Origin of the sequence: Hamadaea sp. NPDC050747 (assembly GCF_040654195.1) — a bacterium.
GTDB lineage: Bacteria > Actinomycetota > Actinomycetes > Mycobacteriales > Micromonosporaceae > Hamadaea.
On record NZ_JBFAHM010000013.1, the window covers coordinates 130,003 to 150,554 of the forward strand.

Annotated in this window: 18 protein-coding genes; 4 read left to right on the forward strand and 14 right to left on the reverse strand. The window is 70.5% G+C overall.

Translation table 11 applies throughout. The features are described from left to right. Positions 1-61: 61 nt before the first annotated feature. Positions 62-1,537, reverse strand: coding sequence for a glutamate synthase subunit beta (locus AB0H43_RS29405; RefSeq protein ID WP_360004569.1), 1,476 nt, complete (start codon positions 1,535-1,537; stop codon positions 62-64). Continuing rightward, complete coding sequence (gene gltB / locus AB0H43_RS29410) at positions 1,530-6,131, reverse strand: glutamate synthase large subunit (RefSeq protein ID WP_360004571.1); 4,602 nt, start codon at positions 6,129-6,131, stop codon at positions 1,530-1,532. The genes AB0H43_RS29405 and gltB overlap by 8 nt, the downstream gene beginning before the upstream one ends. A 370-nt stretch (positions 6,132-6,501) precedes the next feature. On the opposite strand from gltB, the gene AB0H43_RS29415 reads away from it, so the two are divergent. Beyond that, the gene (locus tag AB0H43_RS29415) at positions 6,502-7,281 is read left to right on the forward strand and encodes a hypothetical protein (protein WP_360004572.1); all 780 of its coding nucleotides are present in this window, start codon (positions 6,502-6,504) and stop codon (positions 7,279-7,281) included. 38 nt (positions 7,282-7,319) lie between these two features. On the opposite strand, the gene AB0H43_RS29420 is transcribed toward AB0H43_RS29415, so the two are convergent. The 9 genes from AB0H43_RS29420 to AB0H43_RS29460 all read right to left on the reverse strand — a co-directional run bounded on the left by AB0H43_RS29420 (position 7,320) and on the right by AB0H43_RS29460 (position 15,915). After that, entirely contained in the window at positions 7,320-8,528 is a 1,209-nt protein-coding gene (locus AB0H43_RS29420) for an NAD(P)/FAD-dependent oxidoreductase (protein WP_360004574.1), read from the reverse strand. Positions 8,529-8,534: 6 nt separating this feature from the next. Then, positions 8,535-9,641 carry a prolipoprotein diacylglyceryl transferase gene (lgt, locus tag AB0H43_RS29425; RefSeq protein ID WP_360004576.1) on the reverse strand — a complete coding sequence of 369 codons (1,107 nt, stop codon included), beginning with the start codon at positions 9,639-9,641 and terminating at the stop codon, positions 8,535-8,537. Between the two features lie 75 nt (positions 9,642-9,716). Continuing rightward, complete coding sequence (locus tag AB0H43_RS29430) at positions 9,717-10,406, reverse strand: SDR family oxidoreductase (protein ID WP_360004578.1); 690 nt, start codon at positions 10,404-10,406, stop codon at positions 9,717-9,719. A gap of 33 nt (positions 10,407-10,439) precedes the next feature. After that, positions 10,440-10,898: an NAD(P)H-dependent oxidoreductase gene (locus tag AB0H43_RS29435; protein ID WP_360004580.1), complete on the reverse strand. Its 459-nt coding sequence runs from the start codon at positions 10,896-10,898 to the stop codon at positions 10,440-10,442. Positions 10,899-11,156: 258 nt separating this feature from the next. Next, on the reverse strand, positions 11,157-11,834 hold the full coding sequence (locus tag AB0H43_RS29440; RefSeq protein ID WP_360004582.1) for a phosphotransferase: 678 nt from the start codon (positions 11,832-11,834) through the stop codon (positions 11,157-11,159). Beyond that, positions 11,834-12,613: a tryptophan synthase subunit alpha gene (gene trpA, locus AB0H43_RS29445; protein ID WP_360004584.1), complete on the reverse strand. Its 780-nt coding sequence runs from the start codon at positions 12,611-12,613 to the stop codon at positions 11,834-11,836. Before trpA ends, AB0H43_RS29440 begins: the two co-directional genes overlap by 1 nt. Then, positions 12,610-13,821: a tryptophan synthase subunit beta gene (gene trpB / locus AB0H43_RS29450; RefSeq protein ID WP_360004585.1), complete on the reverse strand. Its 1,212-nt coding sequence runs from the start codon at positions 13,819-13,821 to the stop codon at positions 12,610-12,612. The genes trpA and trpB overlap by 4 nt, the downstream gene beginning before the upstream one ends. 56 nt (positions 13,822-13,877) lie before the next feature. Then, the gene (trpC, locus tag AB0H43_RS29455; protein ID WP_360004587.1) at positions 13,878-14,720 is read right to left on the reverse strand and encodes an indole-3-glycerol phosphate synthase TrpC; all 843 of its coding nucleotides are present in this window, start codon (positions 14,718-14,720) and stop codon (positions 13,878-13,880) included. Between the two features lie 118 nt (positions 14,721-14,838). Continuing rightward, positions 14,839-15,915 carry a hypothetical protein gene (locus AB0H43_RS29460; RefSeq protein ID WP_360004589.1) on the reverse strand — a complete coding sequence of 359 codons (1,077 nt, stop codon included), beginning with the start codon at positions 15,913-15,915 and terminating at the stop codon, positions 14,839-14,841. A 200-nt stretch (positions 15,916-16,115) separates the two neighbouring features. On the opposite strand from AB0H43_RS29460, the gene AB0H43_RS29465 reads away from it, so the two are divergent. Further along, complete coding sequence (locus AB0H43_RS29465; protein ID WP_360004590.1) at positions 16,116-16,325, forward strand: hypothetical protein; 210 nt, start codon at positions 16,116-16,118, stop codon at positions 16,323-16,325. Positions 16,326-16,813: 488 nt separating this feature from the next. Here AB0H43_RS29465 and AB0H43_RS29470 read toward each other — a convergent pair whose 3' ends face one another. The 3 genes from AB0H43_RS29470 to hisI are packed head-to-tail and all read right to left on the reverse strand — an operon-like array spanning position 16,814 to position 18,920. Beyond that, a complete protein-coding gene (locus AB0H43_RS29470) occupies positions 16,814-17,056 on the reverse strand; it encodes a hypothetical protein (protein ID WP_360004592.1) in 243 nt (80 codons plus the stop codon). After that, positions 17,053-18,570, reverse strand: a complete 1,518-nt coding sequence (locus AB0H43_RS29475; protein ID WP_360004594.1) for an anthranilate synthase component I — start codon at positions 18,568-18,570, stop codon at positions 17,053-17,055. Before AB0H43_RS29475 ends, AB0H43_RS29470 begins: the two co-directional genes overlap by 4 nt. Beyond that, entirely contained in the window at positions 18,570-18,920 is a 351-nt protein-coding gene (gene hisI, locus AB0H43_RS29480; protein WP_360004595.1) for a phosphoribosyl-AMP cyclohydrolase, read from the reverse strand. Before hisI ends, AB0H43_RS29475 begins: the two co-directional genes overlap by 1 nt. 110 nt (positions 18,921-19,030) lie before the next feature. On the opposite strand from hisI, the gene AB0H43_RS29485 reads away from it, so the two are divergent. After that, on the forward strand, positions 19,031-19,816 hold the full coding sequence (locus tag AB0H43_RS29485; RefSeq protein ID WP_360004597.1) for an ABC transporter ATP-binding protein: 786 nt from the start codon (positions 19,031-19,033) through the stop codon (positions 19,814-19,816). Further along, on the forward strand, positions 19,813-20,541 hold the full coding sequence (locus tag AB0H43_RS29490) for an ABC transporter permease (protein WP_360004598.1): 729 nt from the start codon (positions 19,813-19,815) through the stop codon (positions 20,539-20,541). Before AB0H43_RS29485 ends, AB0H43_RS29490 begins: the two co-directional genes overlap by 4 nt. Positions 20,542-20,552: the final 11 nt, after the last annotated feature.

A 20,552-nucleotide genomic window follows, 5' to 3' on the forward strand; every position in this document is an offset into this window, starting at 1 on the left:
CGTCAGCCATGCTGTTTCGCGCGACGAAATGTCCGCTGAAACAGCATGGCTGACGCGATGATCACGCTGAGCTGATGGCGGTGAGCGGGCGGGACGACGGGCGTACCGGGGCCGGCAAGGCGCCTTCCGCCCCCAGGTAGGCGTGGATCGCGGCGGCGGCCGAGCGCCCTTCCGCGATGGCCCAGACGATCAGCGACGCTCCCTTGTGCACGTCACCGGCGGCGAAGACGCCGGGCGTACTGGTCTGCCAGGCGGCGTCGACCGCGACGGTCCCCTTCGACGGCAGCTCCAACTGCTCCAGCGCGGCGTACGCGTCGGTGCCCTCGAAGCCGATCGCCAGCAGCACCAGGTCGGCCGGGATCTCCCGCTCGCTGCCGGGGACGACGGTCACGACGCCGCGGCCGTTGATCCGCTGAACCGTCACGTCGGCGAGCACGATGGCCCGCACATTGCCCTGCCCGTCGTCGACGAACCGCTGGACCGCGACGGAGAAGACGCGCTCGCCGCCCTCCTCGTGGGCCGGGTAGTTCCGCAGGATCCACGGCCAGGTCGGCCACGGATCCCGGTCGCCGTCTCGCGACGAAGGCGGCAGCGGATAGCGGTCGAGCTGGGTCACCGAGGCGGCGCCCTGCCGGTGCGCGACGCCGAGGCAGTCCGCGCCCGTGTCGCCGCCGCCGATGATGATCACGTGCTTGCCCTCGGCGGTGATCTCCGGCGTCCGGCCGCCCTCGACGAACCGGTTGGCCTGCACGAGGTGGTCCATCGCCAGGTGTACGCCGCGCAGCGAGCGCCCCGGAGTGTCCGGCGTGTCCCGGCCGGCCAGCGCGCCCGTGGCCAGGAGGACCGCGTCGTGCGACGCCCGCAGCTCGGCGGCCGAGACGTCCACACCGACGTTCACACCGGTCCGGAACCGCACGCCCTCCGCTTCGAGCTGGGCGACCCGGCGGTCGATGTGGTGCTTCTCCAGCTTGAAGTCGGGGATGCCGAAGCGCAGCAGGCCGCCGACCTTCTCGTCCCGCTCGTAGACGGTGACCTGGTGCCCGGCGCGGGCCAGCTGCTGAGCCGCGGCCAGCCCGGCGGGGCCGGAGCCGACGACCGCCACCGACTTGCCCGACGATGTCGGCGCGGGCTGGGCGACGACCGTCCCGTCGGCGAAGGCCTGGTCGATGATGGACACCTCGACCTGCTTGATCGCCACCGCGTCATCACCGATCCCGAGTACGCACGCAGCCTCGCATGGCGCGGGGCACAGCCGCCCGGTGAACTCCGGGAAGTTGTTGGTGGCGTGCAGGGACTCGATCGCCGACGCCCACGACCCCGTACGCACGAGGTCGTTCCAGTCGGGGATCCGGTTGCCGAGCGGGCAGCCGTCGTGGCAGAACGGGATGCCGCAGTCCATGCACCGGGTGGCCTGCTCGCGGACGAGCTCCTGACCGGCCGGCGGGTAGACCTCCTGCCAGTCCATGATGCGTACCGGGACGGGGCGGCGGGCCGGCAGCCGCCGGCCGTAGCGCAGGAATCCATTGGGATCAGGCACGAGAAACCTCCATCACCGCGGCGTCTACGTCGCGACCGGCGGCTTCGGCGGCCCGCATGACTTCCAGTACCTTCTTGTAGTCCCGGGGGATCACCGCGGTGAACCGGGTCAGCGCCGCATCCCAGTCGGCCAGCAGCTTCTCGGCCACCGTCGACCCGGTCTCGGCGTAGTAACGCTCCACCACCTCACGCAAGGCCGCGGCGGCCGAATCCGTCACCGGGTCGAGGTCGACGAGATCCCGGTTGACCAGGTCGGTGTCCAGATCGAGCAGGTACGCCTGCCCGCCGCTCATGCCGGCGGCGAAGTTGCGCCCGGTCGGGCCGAGCACGACGACGGTGCCGCCGGTCATGTACTCGCAGCCGTGGTCGCCGATGCCCTCCACGACGGCGGTCGCGCCGGAGTTGCGTACGGCGAACCGCTGCCCGGCCTGCCCGCGCAGGAACACTTCGCCCGAGGTCGCGCCGTAGAGCACGGTGTTGCCCGCGATGACGTTGGCCTCGGCGGCGAACGGCGCCGACGAGTGCGGCCGGACGATCAGGCGACCGCCGGACAGGCCCTTGCCGACGTAGTCGTTGGCGTCGCCGAGCAGCCGCAGCGTCACACCCCGGGGAACGAAGGCGCCGAACGACTGCCCGGCCGTGCCGACGAGGGTGAAGTCGATCGTGCCGTCGGGCAGCCCCTTGCCCCGGTACCGCCGGACCACCTCGCCGCCCAGCATCGCACCGACACTGCGGTGCTCGTTGCGTACGGGGACCGTCGCCGCGACCGGCGAGCCGGTGGCGAGCGCCGGGGCGGCCAGCTCCAGCAGCCGGTTGTCGAGCGACTTGTGCAGCTCGTGGTCCTGGTCACGGGTCTTGCGGAGCGCCGAGCCCACCGGCAGCGTCGGCTGGTGGAGGACGGCGGTCAGGTCGAGACCGTGCCCCTTCCAGTGGTCCACCGCCGGGGCGAAGTTCAGCAGGTCGACCCGGCCGACGGCCTCGTCGATGCTGCGCAGCCCCAGGGCGGCCAGGTATTCACGCACCTCCTGGGCCAGGAACAGGAAGAAGTTCTCGACGAACTCGGGCTTGCCGGTGAACCGCTCCCGCAGCCGCGGGTTCTGCGTCGCGATGCCGACCGGGCAGGTGTCCAGGTGGCAGACGCGCATCATCACACAGCCCGCGACGATCAGCGGCGCGGTCGCGAAGCCGAACTCCTCCGCGCCGAGCAGCGCGGCGACGACCACGTCGCGACCGGTCTTCAGCTGGCCGTCGACCTGCACCGTCACCCGGTCGCGCAGCCCGTTCAGGAGCAGCGTCTGCTGGGTCTCGGCGAGGCCCAGCTCCCACGGCGTACCAGCGTGTTTGAGGCTGTTGAGGGGCGAGGCGCCGGTGCCGCCGTCGTGGCCCGAGATGAGGATGACGTCGGCCTTGAGCTTCGCGACACCCGCGGCGACCGTGCCGACGCCGCTCTCGCTGACCAGCTTGACGTGGACGCGCGAGGCCGGGTTGACGCTCTTGAGGTCGAAGACGAGCTGCGCGAGGTCTTCGATCGAGTAGATGTCGTGGTGCGGCGGCGGCGAGATCAGCCCGACACCCGCGGTGGCGTGCCGGGTCTTGGCGATCCACGGCCAGACCTTGTTGCCGGGCAGCTGACCGCCCTCGCCGGGCTTGGCTCCCTGCGCCATCTTGATCTGCAGGTCGTCCGCGTTCACCAGGTATTCGGTGGTCACACCGAACCGGCCGGAGGCGATCTGCTTGACCGACGACCGCCGGGCCGGGTCGTAGAGCCGCTCGACGTCCTCGCCGCCCTCGCCCGTGTTCGACTTCGCGCCGAGGTTGTTCATCGCGATGGCGAGCGTCTCGTGCGCCTCGGCCGAGATCGAGCCGTAGCTCATCGCGCCGGTGGCGAACCGCTTCACGATCGCCTCGACCGGCTCGACCTCCTCGACCGGGATCGGCTGCCGCTCGGCGAAGGCGAACAGCCCGCGCAACGAGCCGCCTTGAGTCGCGAGCTCGTCCACTTTGCGGGTGTAGTCACGGAAGACGTTTTCTTGCTTCGAGCGGGTGGCATGTTGAAGTAAGAACACGGTCTCCGGGTTGAACAGGTGCAGCTCACCCTCGCGCCGCCACTGATACTCGCCGCCCACCTCCAGTCGGCGATGCGCCCGCTCCGCGACATTCACGGGCTGAGCCGACTGGGGCCGCCCTGCAAGCGAGGGCGGCCAGGCGACCGAGTGGCGAGCCGCCACCTCCGCGTGGATCTCGGCGAGCCCGATGCCGCCGATCTTCGACGACGTGCTGGTGAAATACCGCTCGACCAACCGGGGATCCAGGCCGACCGCCTCGAAGACCTGGGCGCCGCAGTAGGACGACACCGTCGAGATGCCCATCTTCGACATGATCTTCTGGACGCCCTTGCCGAGCGCCTTGACGTAGTTGCGGATCGCCTTCTCCGGCGTGACGCCGGGCAGCGCACCCTCGCGGATCAGGTCCTCCGCGCTCTCGAACGCGAGGTACGGGTTGACCGCCGCCGCGCCGTACCCGATGAGCACCGCGGCGTGGTGGACCTCGCGGCAGTCGCCCGACTCGATGATCAACGCGACCTGCGTACGCGTCTGCTCCCGGATCAGGTGCTGATGCACGGCCGCCGTGAGCAGCAGCGACGGGATGGGTGCGAGATCGGCGGTGGAGTCCCGGTCGGACAGCACCAGGATGCGTACGCCGTCCTCGATCGCCTCCGAGACGTGGCGGCAGATCTCGGTCAGCCGCGCCTTGAGCCCGGCCGCGCCGTCGCGCAGCGGATAGAGGCCGGACACCCGGACGGCCTTGTAGCCCGGCATGTCCCCGTCCTCGTCGATGGACAGGATCTTGGCCAGCTCGTCGTTGTCGATGACCGGGAACGGCAGCACGATCTGGCGGCAGCTCGCCGGGCCCGGGTCCAGCAGGTTGCCCTCCGGCCCGATGGTGCCGGCCAGGCTGGTCACCATCTCCTCCCGGATGGCGTCCAGCGGCGGGTTCGTCACCTGCGCGAAGAGCTGGTGGAAGTAGTCGTAGAGCAGCCGCGGACGGGTCGACAGCGGCGAGATGGGGGTGTCGGTGCCCATCGAGCCCAGCGGCTCGGCGCCGGCCCGCGCCATCGGCCCGATCAGGATCTTCAGCTCCTCCTCGGTATAGCCGAAGGTCTGCTGACGCCGCTGCACGGAGTCGTGCGTGTAGACGATGTGCTCCCGCTCGGGCAGCGACTCGAGGTGGATCAGGCCGCCGTGCAGCCAGTCGGCGTACGGGGCGGCGGCGGCCAGCTCGCTCTTGATCTCCTCGTCGCCGATGATGCGCCCGGCGGCGGTGTCGACCAGGAACATCCGGCCCGGCTGCACCCGGCCCTTGGCGACCACCGTCGCCGGGTCGAGGTCGAGCATGCCGGACTCGCTGCCCAGCACGACCAGGCCGTCACTGGTCAGCGACCAGCGGCCGGGCCGCAGGCCGTTGCGGTCGAGCACCGAGCCGACCACGGTGCCGTCGCAGAACGCGACGTCGGCCGGGCCGTCCCACGGCTCCATCAAGCTGGCGTGGAACTGGTAGAACGCCTTCCGGGCAGCGCCTTCGGGAGTGGCCGCGAGCGTCGCGTCGTTCTCCCACGCCTCCGGGATCATCATCAGCACGGCGTGCGGCAGGCTGCGCCCGGTCAGGTGCAGCAGCTCCAGCACCTCGTCGAAGTTCGCCGAGTCCGAGCCGTCGGGCGTGCAGATCGGGAACAGGCGCTTGATGTTGCCGGGCACCAGCGGGCTGGCCAGGAGCGACTCCCGGGCCTGCATCCAGTTCTTGTTGCCCCGGATGGTGTTGATCTCGCCGTTGTGCGCGATGAACCGGTACGGGTGCGCCAGCGGCCAGCTCGGGAAGGTGTTCGTCGAGAACCGCGAGTGCACCAGGGCGATCGCGCTGATCACGCGCTCGTCGGCGAGGTCGGGGAAGAACGTGGTCAGCTGCTCCGGGGTGAGCATGCCCTTGTAGACCACCGTCCGGCCGGACAGCGACGGGAAGTACAACGGAACGCCGCGCTCGCGGGTCTCCCGCTCGGTCTGCTTGCGCACGCAGTACGCGACGCGCTCCAGCTCCAGCCCGTCCAGCGGCCGGTTCGGGGCGGCGAGGCTGTGCGCCTTCAGGAATACCTGCCGGATCCGGGGACGGGCCCGCTCGGCGGTCGCGCCCAGGCCCCTCGGGCGTACCGGGACGTCGCGCCAGCCGATGATCTCCGCGCCCTCGACGAGGGCGTACTTCTCCAGCACGGTGAGCGCACGCGCCTCGTCCGCGCCGTTGGTCGGGAGGAAGACGAGACCGGTGACGTACTGCCCGGCCGGCGGCAGCTCGAACGCCGCGCCCTCGTCGGCCAGCACCGCCCGGTAGAACTCGTCCGGGATCTGGATCATGATCCCGGCGCCGTCCCCCGTCTCCGGCTCGGCGCCGCGGGCTCCTCGATGATCCAGCCGGCACAACGCGGCCAGTCCCTTGGCCACGACGTCGTGTGCGCGGCGGCCGTGGAGGTCGGCCACGAAGGCGACGCCGCAAGCGTCCTTCTCGTGGGCCGGATCGTAAAGGCCCTGGGGGTACGGGTATGCCACACCGGCCTCCTGTCGTCGTCGCGAGAGCTGGGTGCGTGAAACGCCGGCTCGCTCATGTGGGTCATCGGGACGACATCGGCCCTGGGGGAAGAATCCCGTTTACGTCGCCGACCGGGATCGCCGGTCCGCCGCGCGGCAAGATTGCCACCTATGGCAAGTGTTGCTCGCCCCGTACGGGGAGTGAAAGTGAGTCTACGTTAACTCCCCCGTCATTCCGCCAGACACAGATAGATCACATGTCCACAAGCTGAGATGGCGGGTATTCACGTCTTTCGCCGAACAAATACCGTATTCCGGATTAATGTGCGATTGACGGCAGCTGTGGTGCGTCATTGCCGTCCACTGTCCAACTGGAGGAAGGCAGGACGCGATGGGGAGCATCATCCGCGCCGGTGCACCGCTGAGCGGCGTCGCCGGGGCTGCGAACGACATCTCCGACACCTTGCAGAACTGGCTGGCGACGGTCGGCAACGCGGCGCTCAAGTGCATCGTGTTCCTGATCATCTTCTTCGTCGGCTGGCTGATCGCCCGCGCGGTGGACTCCGCGGTGAGCCGGTTGCTGGCCAAGGTCGGCTTCGACCGGCTGGCCGAACGGACCGGGCTGCGCCGATGGACCGGCCGGTACGCGCCCAGCGCGCTCGTCGGCCGCATCGTGCGCTACATCATCCTGCTGATCACGCTGCAACTCGCCTTCGGCGTCTTCGGGCCGAACGCGATCAGTGATCTGATCGACGCGATCATCGCGTGGATCCCGCGCCTCATCGTGGCCTGTGTGATCCTGGTCGTCGCGATCGCCATCGCGGGCGCGGTCTTCGACATCATCCGCAATGCCCTGTCGCAGTTCTCCTACGGCAAGGGCCTCGGCCGGGCGGCGCAGATCGCGATCATCGTCCTCGGCGCGATCGCCGCGCTCAACCAGATCGGCGTCGCGACCACCGTCACGATGCCGGTGCTCGTCACGATTTTGGCCACAATCGGCGGCATCCTGATCGTGGGCGTCGGCGGCGGTCTCATCCAGCCCATGCGGGAACGCTGGGAGCGGATGCTCACCAAGGGGGAAGCCGAGATGACGAAGGTCTCGACGCACCTCAAGGGAGAGCCCCCGGCGCCGGGCGCCGACGCCACCCGCCCGCTCCCACCCACCACCTGACCCAGTACGCGTGATCGGCCCGCTGCCCAGCGGATCGGTCAGTTGGGCGGGAACCAGTTGGCGGCCTCGGCCCGGGCGCGATCGAGCACCCGGGTCGACAGCACGCCGAACGCGGCGTCCCGAGCCCGGGTGCCGATGCGGCCGCGGGGAGCGAGCACGGCGCCGACCCGCTTGGTCTGCCGGGCCACCGCCGCCGACCGCGGCACCCGGGCCTTCGAGTACGCGGTCACGGCGGCCCGCAGGCCGTCACCGGGTTGCGTCTGGTTGGCCAAGGACACCAGCGTCGCCACATCCTCGAAGGCCAGACAGGCACCCTGCGCCAGGTGGTGAGCCATGCCGTGGGCGGCGTCGCCGATGAGCGCCACGCCACCGGATCCGGCCGGCGTACCGAACTCGGTCAGCGGCGGGGTGATCTCGCGTACGTCGTGCTGGACGAGATCGTCGGGCTCGGTCGCGCCGAGCAGGTCGCCGACCGGCGCGGGCCAGCGCTCGAACCACCGTCGCAGCAGAGCCAGCTGAGTGGCCGGGGCCTCCGGCCGGGCCGCCCCGGCGACGGTGGCCTGCCAGTAGATGCCGCCTCGGGTGGACGCCCCGGCCGAACCGCGTTCGCCGAGCGACGCCGCGAAGAACCGGTAGTCACCGCCGAGGATCTCCGTCCCCAGGGTCACGTCCGTGGTCAGATGCGGCGCTCGGTACCAGGGGATGACGGCCCGCCAGGCGGCGTACCCGCTGCTGATCACGCCGGACTCCGGCGAGACCGCACGCCGGACCGCGGACTGGACCCCGTCGGCCCCGACGAGCAGGTCGGCCTCCCACGTGGCGCGCCCGTCGGTGACGCTGGGCCGGTCCCGCGGCGTCACGCGGGCCTGGCGCACCGAGATCCCCGTACGCACGTCGACCGTCGCGGTGAGCCGCGCGATCAGCGCGTCGTGCAGGTCTTCACTGTGCACCACGACCGGCGCCGACCGGGGTGAGAGGGCCGCCGCCGCACCGGGCTGGACGAGCCAGCTGCCGTCGGCGCGCCGGATGCCGCTGGGCGGGACCGCCGTCGTGATCGAGTCGAGCCCGTCGGCGAGGCCGAGCGCACGCAGCGCCCGTACGCCGTTGGGCCACAACAGCACCGCCGCCGGATCGGCGCGCAGCCGATCATTGCGTTCCAGGAGGGTGACGCGCCACCCGTTGCGGGCCAGCGCCCCGGCGGCGGCGAGCCCGCCGACGCCGGCTCCGACCACCACCGCCTGCCCCATGCGGACTCAGCCCTTCTGCTCTTCTTCCTGCTTCGCGTCCTGTTCCTTCGCTTGCTCCGCGTCATCCGGGCTCACGGCGTCATCCGGGCTCGCGGTGTCGTCCGGGCTTTCGTCGGCTTCAGTCGCGTTCGGCGGGTCGGCCGGGGAGCCGGCGTCGGGGCGGGCGCCGGAGGCGACGAACTCGTCGTATTCGGCCTCGGTCACGACCTGGAAGCCCTTGCCACCCTCCGCTGCCGGGATCACGAACTCCTGCGGGCCCTTGCGGAGCAGGAAGAAGACGAGCGCGGCGAGGAAGACGACGGCCGAGGTCCAGACGTTGAGCCGGACGCCGAAGAAGTGGTTGGCCTCGTCGGTGCGAATCGTCTCGATGACTCCCCGGCCCGCCGTGTAGGCCATCACGTAGAGGGCGAACGCCCGGCCGCGGCCGAACTTGAACCGGCGGTCGGCCAGGTAGACGAAGACCGCGACGAGCAGGTTCCAGACCAGCTCGTAGAGGAAGGTGGGCTGGTAGAGCCCTTCCAGCAGGACCGGCTTGCCGTCCGGCCCCACGAGGGCGTGGCCCTGGTTGTTCGGGTCCATCTTGTGGACTTCCAGGCCCCAGGGCGCGGAGGTCGGACCGCCGTACAGCTCGTTGTTGAACCAGTTGCCGAGCCGGCCGATCGCCTGCCCGACCGGCAGACCCACCGCCATCGCGTCGGCGACCAGGGGCAGCGGCAGACCCATCTGCTTGCAGGCCAGCCAGGCGCCGAGGGCGCCGAGCGCGATCGCGCCCCAGATGCCGAGGCCGCCCTCCCAGATGTAGAGCGCCTTGATGGGCTCGCCGCCCTCCCCGAAGTACGCCTCCGGCGAGGTGATCACGTGATAGATCCGGCCGCCGATGATGCCGAACGGGACGGCGTAGACCGCGATGTCGAGAATCGCCCAGCGCGGGGCGCCCCGGCGGCGCATCCGGTAGTCGGAGATGACCGCGGCGGCGATGATGCCGACGATGATGCAGAGCGCGTAGGCCCGGATCGGGATCGGCCCGACCTTCCACACGGCGACGGAAGGGCTCGGGATCGACGCCAGCACCTGACTTGACAGGCTCTGGGTCAGCTCAGCGGCGAGGTTCACGGGCACACACGCTACCGTCCGTGCGCCGAAATACCTAGCGGCTGTCAGCGGCCGGAAACTCCATGATCAACGCGCTCAGAGTTGCTCGAAGCGCAACTCGCGCAGGAAGCAGTCCCTCGGTTGGCCCACCGCGAACAGGACGCAGTCGGCCACCGACGCCGCGGTCAACGGCGAACCCGCCGTCCGCGGGCCGTCCTGCACGAAATCGGGCGGGAACAACGAGATGACCCGAATCCCCTCGGGGCGCAGCCGATGGGACAGGATGTCGGCGTACCCGGCCTGGGCATGCTTGGCCGCGTAGAACGCGGGATGCGCCGTCGATCGGTGGTTGCCCGGCTCCCCGGCACTGGACACGATGTTCACGACGTCCGGCCGCGCCGACCGCCGAAGCAACGGCAGCAGCCTCTCGGTGAGCAGGATGGTCCCGGTCACCGCCCCTTGCACGGTGTCGGCGACGAGGTCGTCGGCGGCCGGCCCCTGCAGATACGCCGCCCCGTTGTTGATCAGGACGTCGACGTGCTCGGTCTGATCCGCCACCGCCTGGGCGAACTCGGCGACCGACGCCGGCCGGGCCAGATCACAGGCGTACGCCGACGCCGTGCCCGCCGACTCCCACTCGATCGCGCGGACAGCCTCCTTCGCCGCCGCCTCGTCGCGGGCGGAGACGAACACGTGCGCACCCCGTCGTGCGAACTCCCCCGCGAGTCGTAGCCCCAGGCCGCGGCCACCCCCGGTGACCACCACCCGCATCCCCTCGAACCGCATGGGCCGATCACACCACTTCAAGTGCGGTTGAGGTCAAGCTCGTTCACTCGCGGCGTACGCCGTGACCGCGCCGAGATCCCACAACGCCTCCCGGTCGGCCGGGCCGGGCGCTCCCACGATCGCGACCGGTTCCCGCGTACGCACCCAGGACATCCCGCCCGCGATCGTCTCGACCGCCCGCACCGCTCCGGCGGTGTCGTTGTTCCCGTGCACATAGAGCCCGTACGCCAGCCCGGCGGTGTCGGTGAGGCACGGGTAGTAGACGGTGTCGAAGAAGTGCTTGAGCGCGCCCGACATGTACCCGATGTTCGCCGGAGTGCCGAGCAGCACCGCGTCGGCGGCCAGCACATCGGGAACGGTCGCGGCGAGCGCCGGCCGGGTCACCACCTCGACCCCCTCGATCTCGTCCGTACGCGCACCGCCCAGCACGGATTCGAGCATCTCCTGCAGGACGGGCGAGGTCGTGTGGTGCACGACGAGCAGACGGGCCACGCCCTCAGCCTGCCATCTCGCCCGCCGCTCCGGCACCCGAGCCGATCACGGCCGGACGTCGTCGCCGGGCCGCACCCGGGTCGATCACGGCCGGACGAACTCCCCGCCCCGCACCCGAGCCGATCACGGCCTCGCCGCCCCGCACCCGAGCCGATCAGGGCCGGACGGAGTCGATCAGGGCCGTGGGGACACGACACGCCGGTCGATCATGGCCGACCGTTCATGATCGCGCGAAAACCGGGCGGGCGGGCGAGCGGGTCAGCGGGCGTCGTAAATCGCGAGATACCGAGCGGCCTTCGCCGGGTCGGCCGCGACGCCGTACGCCGAGAGGAACACGTCGGAATACCCAGGGCCGAGGTTGTACGGCTGTTCCAGGCTTCGCAGCGCGACGGCCAGGTCGAGCCACCGGTCGGCGACGCCGAGGTCACCCAGGTCGATGTACCCCGTGACGACGTCGCCGGTGAGGAACGCGTTCGGCAGCACGTAGTCCCCGTGGCAGACGACGAGGTCGGCGTCGGCCGGCAGACCGGTGAACCAGAACGGGCACTCGTCCACCGGCACGGTGTCGTGGAAGAACCGCAGCCCTTGGGCGAACGCTGTCACCAGCGCGACCGGGTCCGCCGCCCGCAGCGGATGCGTAGCGGCGTCCACTCCCGACAGTGAGGCTGTCATGAGCCAGTCGTGGTCGCCGTCGCTGCCGAACTCCACCACCTCGGGCACTCGGACGAAGGGCGCAGCCCATCGCGTACGCAGCGCCTCGTCGTGCAGACGGCCCGTCGACGGGGTGAGTTTGACGTACCGAACGGAGCCGTCGGGGCTGGTCAACCGGTAGGTCGGCCGACCCGCCTCCCACTCGTACACCTTCTCGGTGTGCCATTTGGCGTACCGGTCGGCCAGGTCGTGGACCGGCAGCGGCTCACCGAGCCCGCGAAGCATCACCGAGCCCGGCGGACGCCGTCGGCGAGTTCCGCGGTCAGAGCCCGGAGCGAGGCCAGGGTCGGATCGTCGGCCACGGACTTCACCAGGGCGCTGCCCACGATGACGCCATCTGCGTACCGGCCGACCTGCGCGGCCTGTGCTCCGTCGCGTACCCCTAGACCCACCCCGACCGGCACCGGAGAGTTGGCCGCCTTGACCCTCGCGACCAGGTCGGGCGCCGCGTCCGAGACGGCGTCGCGCGCCCCGGTGACGCCCATGACCGCGGTGGCGTAGACGAACCCACGGCAGTGGGCGACGGTCATGGCGATGCGCTCGTCGGTCGACGAGGGCGAGACCAGGAAGATCCGGTCGAGCTTGTGCTCGTCCGAGGCCGCCAGCCAGTCGTCCGCCTCGTCCGGGATCAGGTCCGGGGTGATCAGGCCCGCGCCGCCCGCCGCGGCCAGGTCGCGCGCGAACGCGTCCACGCCGTAGCGATCCACGGGGTTCCAGTAGGTCATCACGACCACCGGCACGCCCTTGCCGCTCACGGCTTCGACGGTCGCCAGCACATCTTTGGTACGCACACCGCTCGCCAGCGCTCGCTCGGTGGCCCGCTGGATCACCGGTCCGTCCATGACCGGATCGGAGTAGGGCAGGCCGACCTCGACGAGGTCGACGCCGGAGTCGATCAGGGCGTCGATGGCGTCGATGCCGCCCTGCACCGTCGGGAAGCCGGCCGGAAGGTAGCCGACGAGCGCCGGACGCCCTTCGCTCAGGGTCTTGTCGAAGAGACTCACAGCTTGTCCCCGTTCCCGAACAGCCCGAAGTACGCCCCGGCGGTGTGCATGTCCTTGTCCCCGCGTCCGGAGAGGTTGACCACGATGGTGGCGGGCCGGCCGAGTTCCGCGGACAGGGTCGGGGCGATCCGCAGCGCGCCGGCGAGCGCATGGGCGCTCTCGATCGCCGGGATGATCCCCTCGGTCCGGCAGAGCAGCGCGAACGCGTCCATCGCCTCGGCGTCGGTCACCGGCTCGTAGGTCGCCCGGCCGGTGTCGTGGAGCCAGGCGTGCTCCGGGCCGACCGCCGGGTAGTCCAGCCCGGCCGAGATCGAGTGCGACTCGATGGTCTGCCCGTCGGAGTCCTGCAGCAGGTAGGTCCGGGCGCCGTGCAGGACGCCGGTCTCCCCCGCGGTGATGCTGGCGGCGTGCCGCCCGGTCTCGAACCCGTCACCGCCGGCCTCGAACCCGTAGAGCCGGACCGACTCGTCCGGGACGAAGGCGTGGAACGCGCCGATGGCGTTCGAGCCGCCGCCGATGCAGGCCGCGACCGCGTCGGGGAGTGCGCCGGTCAGCGCCAGACACTGCTCCCGGGCCTCGACGCCGATGCCGCGGACGAAGTCGCGGACCATCGCCGGGAACGGATGCGGTCCGGCGGCCGTGCCGAGCAGGTAGTGCGTGGTGTCCACATTGGTCACCCAGTCGCGCAGCGCCTCGTTGATCGCGTCCTTGAGAGTGCGCGAGCCATGGGTGACCGGGACGACGGTGGCGCCGAGCATCTTCATCCGCGCCACGTTCAGCGCCTGCCGCTCGGTGTCGACCTCGCCCATGTACACGACGCACTCGAGATCGAGGTACGCCGCCGCGGTGGCGCTCGCGACGCCGTGCTGGCCCGCGCCCGTCTCGGCGATCACCCGAGGCTTGCCCATGCGCTTGGTCAACAGCGCCTGACCGAGCACGTTGCGTACCTTGTGCGCGCCGGTGTGGTTGAGATCCTCGCGCTTCAGCAGAATCCGCGCGCCCGCCTGCGCCGACAGCCGGGTGGCGTCGAACAGCAACGACGGCGTGCCGGCGTACTCGCGGAGCATCCGGTCGAACTCACCGGTGAACTCCGGATCGTCCATCGCCTTGCGATAGTGCGCGTCCAGCTCGTCCAGGGCGGCGATCAGCGCCTCCGGCACGAAGCGGCCGCCGTACGGGCCGAAGTGGCCCCGGGCGTCGGGCTGCATCGGCGCTCCTCCTGTGTTCTGCGCGGTCCTCAGCGGGCGGGTCGCGGCCTCGTTGCTCAGCGGGCCGGTCGCGGGGTCGCCGGGTGGTTGCCGGCGTTGACCAGTTCGGCGACCGCCTCCCGCGGGCTCTTCTGCGTGACGAGGCCCTCCCCCACGAGGACGGCGTCGGCGCCGGCACTCGCATAGCGGATCAGGTCCAGCGGGCCGCGTACGCCCGACTCGGCGATCTTGACGACGTGGTTCGGCAGGCCGGGCGCGATCCGCTCGAAGACGGACCGGTCGACTTCCAGCGTACGCAGGTCGCGGGCGTTGACGCCGATGACGCGGGCGCCGGCCTCCAGCGCGCGGTCGGCCTCCTCCTCGGTGTGCACCTCCACGAGGGCGGTCATCCCGAGCGACTCGATCCGCTCCAGCAGCCCGACCAGCACCTTCTGGTCCAGCGCGGCCACGATCAGCAGGACGAGGTCGGCGCCGAACGCCCGTGCCTCGTGCACCTGGTACGTGGAGACGATGAAGTCCTTGCGGAGCACCGGGATGTCGATCGTGGCCCGGACGGCCGCCAGATCGTCCAGCGAACCACCGAACCAGCGGCCCTCGGTGAGCACACTGACACAGCGGGCGCCGCCCGCGGCGTACTCCCCGGCCAGCTCGGCCGGGTCGGGGATCTCAGCGAGCGCCCCCTTCGACGGCGACGACCGCTTCACCTCAGCGATGACGCCCACGCCCGGTCGCCGGAGTGCGGCGTACGCGTCGAGCGGCGCCGTCGCCGCCTCGGCCCTCCGCCGGATCTCCTCCAGCGGAACCTCACGCTGACGTGCCTCGACGTCCTCCCGGACGCCGGCGATGATCTCGTCGAGAACGCTCCCCGTCACCTGCGTTTTCCCATCTCCAGGTGCCATGGGTGGATGCTAGGCGGCGAGATGTCGGCCTCGGACTCGGGGGTATGGCGCGCGCCACCGAATGGAATGGTGCATAATGCCGGGCCGCCCCCGTGACGGCCCGGCGAGAACTCCCAGCTCAACTCTGTCGCAACGCCGGCATCGGGATCGGAATGTTGTAATAGGTCGCTCCGACGCCCATACCGCCCTCGCAGGTGTTCGGGGGCTGAGTCGTGACGCCCCGGGTCGACGGCCGCTCCGCCGCCCAGAACATGTAGCCGAGCAGACCGGAGCTCGTCCCCGCGCCGTTCGGAGCGGCCGTGGTCAGCCACGATCCGGTGCTGCTCTGCAGGGAGGCGGCGAAGTTGGTGCACTCCGGCCGGACCTTGCTGCCCTCGGCGACGTACAGCCCGCCGGTGAACTTCGCCGGAGCCAGCGGCAGCACCGGCGGCGAGTAGGTCGGCTTGCCATCGAGGTGCTCCTGCCAGTTGGCGATCGCGCTGGACGTCGACGGCTGCCGGGCCGGGACCATCGCGTTCGCGTAGTCGAGCACCGGGGTGTCCGTCCGCAGCCAGTCGGCGGTCGCCTTGCGGTTGATGTCGATGAGCCACCGGTCCCCGGCGGCGGTGTCGATGGTCAGCCGCGCCGTCGGGTCCGTGCCGGCCGCGTTGTAGGGGTGCGCCGCCCGGTAGGCCGTGATGAAGTTCTGCAGCTGGACGAGGTTCGGGTTGGAGTTCTGCTCGTAGTCGATCTCGATGCCGACGCCGAGCTGGGTCGCGACCGCCGCCGCCCGCTGCCCGAGCAGGGTCCCGCTTTCGGCCAGAGCCGCGTCCCACTCGTCGGTGTAGGTGATCCCGCCGATGGACAGCATCACGCGTACGCCCCGCGAGGTGAAGTAGTTGACGATCTCCGGCGTCATCCCCCGGGGTACGCCGTTCAGCGTCGTGCTGTCCGTCGTCTGATGCAGCAGCTTCAGCGGCTCGACGAAGCTCAGGATCACCAGGTTGACGCTCGGCCGGCCATCACCCCGGTCGATCAGCCAGTGGTTCTTCGAATCGAACTCGGCCACCGTGCGGACGGTGCCCCAGATGCAGGCGTCGTCACTACAGTGCCAAGCCCCGTAGATCTGCGGTGGGGTGCCGGCCGCCTGCGCCGGTGCCGGAGCGGCCACCATCGCGACGGCCAAGGCCAGGAAAAATGCGAGGAACCTTCTCATGGAAAGAAACTTAACTACTTGAGTGCGACGCCAGCGCTCGGCCGATCGAGTGAGCCACTTGTCACGGCGGTGACACGAATCGGAAATCCGCAGCCTAGAAGGTATGTCCCAGAACACTTGAGACGCCCGGCACGTTGAGATGCGTTCATGGCCTCGGATGACCAGAATGGTCGACGGGCATTCGTCAGGAGGCGGTCGTCATGTCCACAATCGCACCCGAACGGGACATCACCGCAGTTCCGCGCGCCGTCATCACGTTCAGCGCCCGGATCTTCGGCCAACTGCAGCGCGCCCTCGTCGACGAGAAGGGCATCGCGACCGCGCAGAGCAACGCGTGGGACGCGGTCTGCGCCGACCGCGCTCGCGCCGCCGAACGGGCCGACCTGCGCGCCCGCCTCCGCCGCCCGTAGCACCCTCGCCCCCGCGGCACTCCACCGCGCCCCTGCGCCGCCGCCGCGCCCCCGCAGCTCCCCGGCCGGCTCCCCCGCCGCTTTCCGCGCGATCATGAGCTATCGGTCGTGATCGACCGGCGCGTCGTGTCCGCAGCGCCCTGATCGTTCCCCCGGCGCCCTGATCGTTCCCCCGGCTCCCTGATCGACAGGCGGTCGGACCGGCCATCGGGCTGAGCTTGATCCAGTGCCCGGCGTCTGCGCTGGGCAGCCTGAATCGGAGATCATGTTCCCGTCATGTGCGCCACGAGGCCCAATTCCGCATACCAGCGGATCTTGATCTCGACAACGGCCCGGCGATCGCTGACCACGGGTACTCGATCATGACCTCGGGGAGTTGATCAGGGGGCCGCGCACACGACACGCCGGTCGATCAGGACATAGTTCATGATCAACGCGACAGGGGCGGTCGCGACAGGGGCGGTCGGATGGGGCGGAGGAAGCGCGGGTCAGCGGGCGGTCGGGTCGTCGCCGCGATCGATGGCGTCCCACAAGTCCTTGGAGGACTCCGGCGCGTCCGGGGAAGCGGGCGGCTTCGGCGCCGAACCTCGGATCCGGGGCCACAGCAGGAGGGCCAGCGAACCGGCGAACACCGCCAGCGCCACTGGGCGTACCCATGAGGCGATCTTGTCCCCGGCGAGCCAGACCACGCCCGCGGCCACCACCAGCACGAGCAGGATGCGGTTTTTCATCGCGCGGCCCGCAGGGTTTGCGCGGCGGCGATGGCCGACAGGACCGCCATGGCCTTGTTGCGGGTCTCCTGCTCTTCCGCGGCCGGGTCGGAGTCGGCCACGATGCCCGCCCCCGCCTGCACATAGGCTCGCTGATCTCGGATGAGCGCGGTGCGGATGGCGATGGCCATGTCGAGGTCGCCGCCGAAGCCGAAGTAGCCGACCGTGCCGCCGTAGAGGCCGCGCCGGGTCGGTTCGAGGTCCTCGATGATCTCCATCGCGCGGACCTTCGGCGCGCCGGACAGTGTGCCGGCCGGGAAGGTCGCGCAGAGCGCGTCGAAAGCCGACTGCTCGGGGCGCAGCTCGCCGGTGACGGTCGAGACGATGTGCATGACGTGGCTGTAGAACTCGATCGTGGCGAACTCCGGCACCTCGACCGTGCCCGGCCGGCAGACCCGCCCCAGGTCGTTGCGGCCGAGGTCGACGAGCATGACGTGCTCGGACCGCTCCTTGGGGTCGGCGATCAGCTCGTTCGCCAGGCGCGCGTCGTCCTCGGCGCTCACGCCCCGCGGGCGCGTGCCCGCGATCGGGTGCAGCAACGCCTTGCCCGACGCGTTGACCTTCAGGTGCGCCTCGGGCGACGAGCCGACGATGTCGAAACCGTCGTAGCGCAGCAGGTACATGTAGGGGCTAGGGTTCGTCGTCCGCAACACCCGGTAGACGTCCAGCGCGTCAGCCTCGCATTCGGCCTCGAACCGTTGCGCCACGACGATCTGGAAACAGTCGCCCGCGCGGATCGCCTCCTTGGCCGCCTCGACGGCCTTCGGGAACTCGCCGTCGGGCGTCCGGCTGCGCAACGCGGGCGCGCCCACGCCGCGCACGGTCGAGACCAGGGGTGGTGTCGGCCGCGACAAGGCCGTCGTCATCGCGTCCAGCCGGCCCACGGCCATGTGGTACGCCGCCCGAACATCCGCGTCAGTACCGTCCGCGGGGAGAACCGCGTTCGCGATGAGGATCGCGGCTCCGGCGTAATGGTCGAGCACGACCAGGTCGGTCGCGAGCATGAGGCCCACCTCGGGCAGGTGGAGATCGTCCTCGGCGAGGCTGGGCAGCCGTTCGAGCCGCCGGACGAAGTCGTAGCCGAGGAACCCGACGAGTCCGCCGGTCAGCGGCGGGAGGTCGTCGTCGAGGTGGTCGTGCGACAACGCGTCGAGGGTCGCACGGAGGACTTCGAGCGGATCCCCTTCGCTGGGCAAGTCGGCCGGCGGCGCCCCGAGCCAGACCGCCTGACCGTCCCGTTCGGTCAGCGTGGCCAGCGAGCGTACGCCGATGAAGCTGTACCGCGACCAAGCGGCACCGGCAGCGGGTTCGGCCGATTCGAGCAGGAACGTGCCGGGACCGCCGCCGAGCTTCTGATAGACGCCGACGGGAGTCTCGCCGTCGGCGAGCAACCGCCGGGCGACGGGCAGCACCCGCCGTCCCTGCGCCCGCTTCTCGAAGTCGTCGAGGTCCGGGGTAACGGCACCAGACAGCATCAGGCCCCCAACGGCAGTTCGGTGAAGAAACACGTGGGCTCGCCCGTGTGGCAGGCCGCCCCGACCTGGTCGACGTCGAGCAGCAGGGCGTCGCCGTCGCAGTCGAGCCGCACCGCCTTGACGTGCTGCACGTGCCCGGAGGTCTCCCCCTTGACCCAGTACGCCTGGCGGCTGCGGGACCAGTAAGTGGCCCGGCCCGTCCGGAGCGTACGCGCCAACGCCTCGTCGTCCATCCAGGCCAGCATCAGAACCTCGCCGGTGTCGTGCCGCCGGGCGATCGCGGCGATCAGGCCGTGTTCGTCGCGTTTGAGCTGCTGTGCGATGGCGGGGTCGAGGGTCGAGTCGGGCATCCCACGATTCTCCCGCGCCGTGTCGCGAACCCGAAACAGGGGTTCGCTTGACCACTCTCCGGAACTCATCTAGCGTTGAATTCAACGGACAATGAAATCTGGGAGGAACGATGATCGAGGTCAAGGATCTCGTGGTGGATCGGGGCAAACTGCGAGTGCTGGACGGCTTCACCTGCTCGGTCCCGACCGGGAGCATCACCGGGCTGCTCGGCCCGAGCGGTTCGGGGAAGACCACGCTGATGCGGGCCGTCGTCGGCGTACAGGTCGTGCGGAGCGGCACGGTGACCGTGCTCGGGCAGCCCGCCGGGTCGGCCGCCTTGCGCCACAAGATCGGCTACCTGACCCAGGCCCCCAGCGTGTACGCCGACCTGACGGTCCGGGAGAACGCGCGATACTTCGCAGCCCTCCACGGGCTCGACAGCGCGCACGCCGATCAGGTCGTCGTCGACGTCGGCCTCGGCGGCGCGGCGACCCAGCTGGTCGGCGACCTCTCCGGCGGCCAGCGCAGCCGCGCCTCGCTGGCGTGTGCGCTGGTCGGCAAGCCGGAGATCCTGGTCCTCGACGAGCCGACGGTCGGGCAGGACCCGGTCCTGCGCGACGAGTTGTGGGCGCGCTTCCGGCAGCTGGCCGCCGACGGGGCGACCGTGCTGGTCTCCAGCCACGTGATGGACGAGGCCAACCGGTGCGACCGCCTGCTGTTGATCCGCCGGGGCGAGCTCATCGCCGACGACACTCCGGCGGCGGTCAAGGCCTCCGCCGGAACGGAAGACCTCGACCAGGCGTTCCTGACGCTCATCCGCCGCCACGGCGACGCCGCCGGCAACGGCACGGAGCAGGGCGCCCGCCCTCGTTCGGAAGCTCGCCCGGACGGACGTTCGGAAGGGGGCGACCGATGACGCTGCTGCACACCACCGCCCGGATCCTCCGCCAGCTGCGGCACGACAAGCGCACGATCGCGCTGCTCGTCGTGGTGCCGACGTTGCTGCTGACGCTGCTCTACTTCATGTACGACAACCAGGAGATGATCTTCGACCGGGTCGCCCTGATCATGCTGGGACTGTTCCCGTTCATCATCATGTTCCTGGTCACCAGCATCGCGATGCTCCGCGAACGGACCACCGGGACGCTGGAACGACTGCTCACGACCCCACTACGCCGGACCGACCTGCTGTTCGGCTACGGCATCGCGTTCGGCGTGGCCGCCGCGATCCAGGCGACCATCGCCAGTGCGTTGGCGTACTGGCTGTTGGATCTCGACACGGCGGGCAGCCCGGCGCTGGTGATCCTCATCGCCGTCACCAACGCCGTCCTGGGCGTGGCTCTGGGCCTGCTGGCCAGCGCGTTCGCCCAGACGGAGTTCCAGGCGGTGCAGTTCATGCCGGTCGTCGCCCTGCCCCAGATCCTCCTGTGTGGACTGTTCGTCCCCCGGGACCAGATGGCGGGCTGGCTGCAGGCGATCAGCGACGTCATGCCGCTGACGTACGCCGTCGAGGCGCTCCAGGAAGTCGGAGCGCACGCCGACGCCACCGCGACGATGTGGCGTGACCTCGGCATCGTCGCCGGGGTCGTGGTGCTGGCCCTGGTGCTCGCCTCGCTGACCCTGCGACGGCGTACGCCCTGACCGGTTCGGCC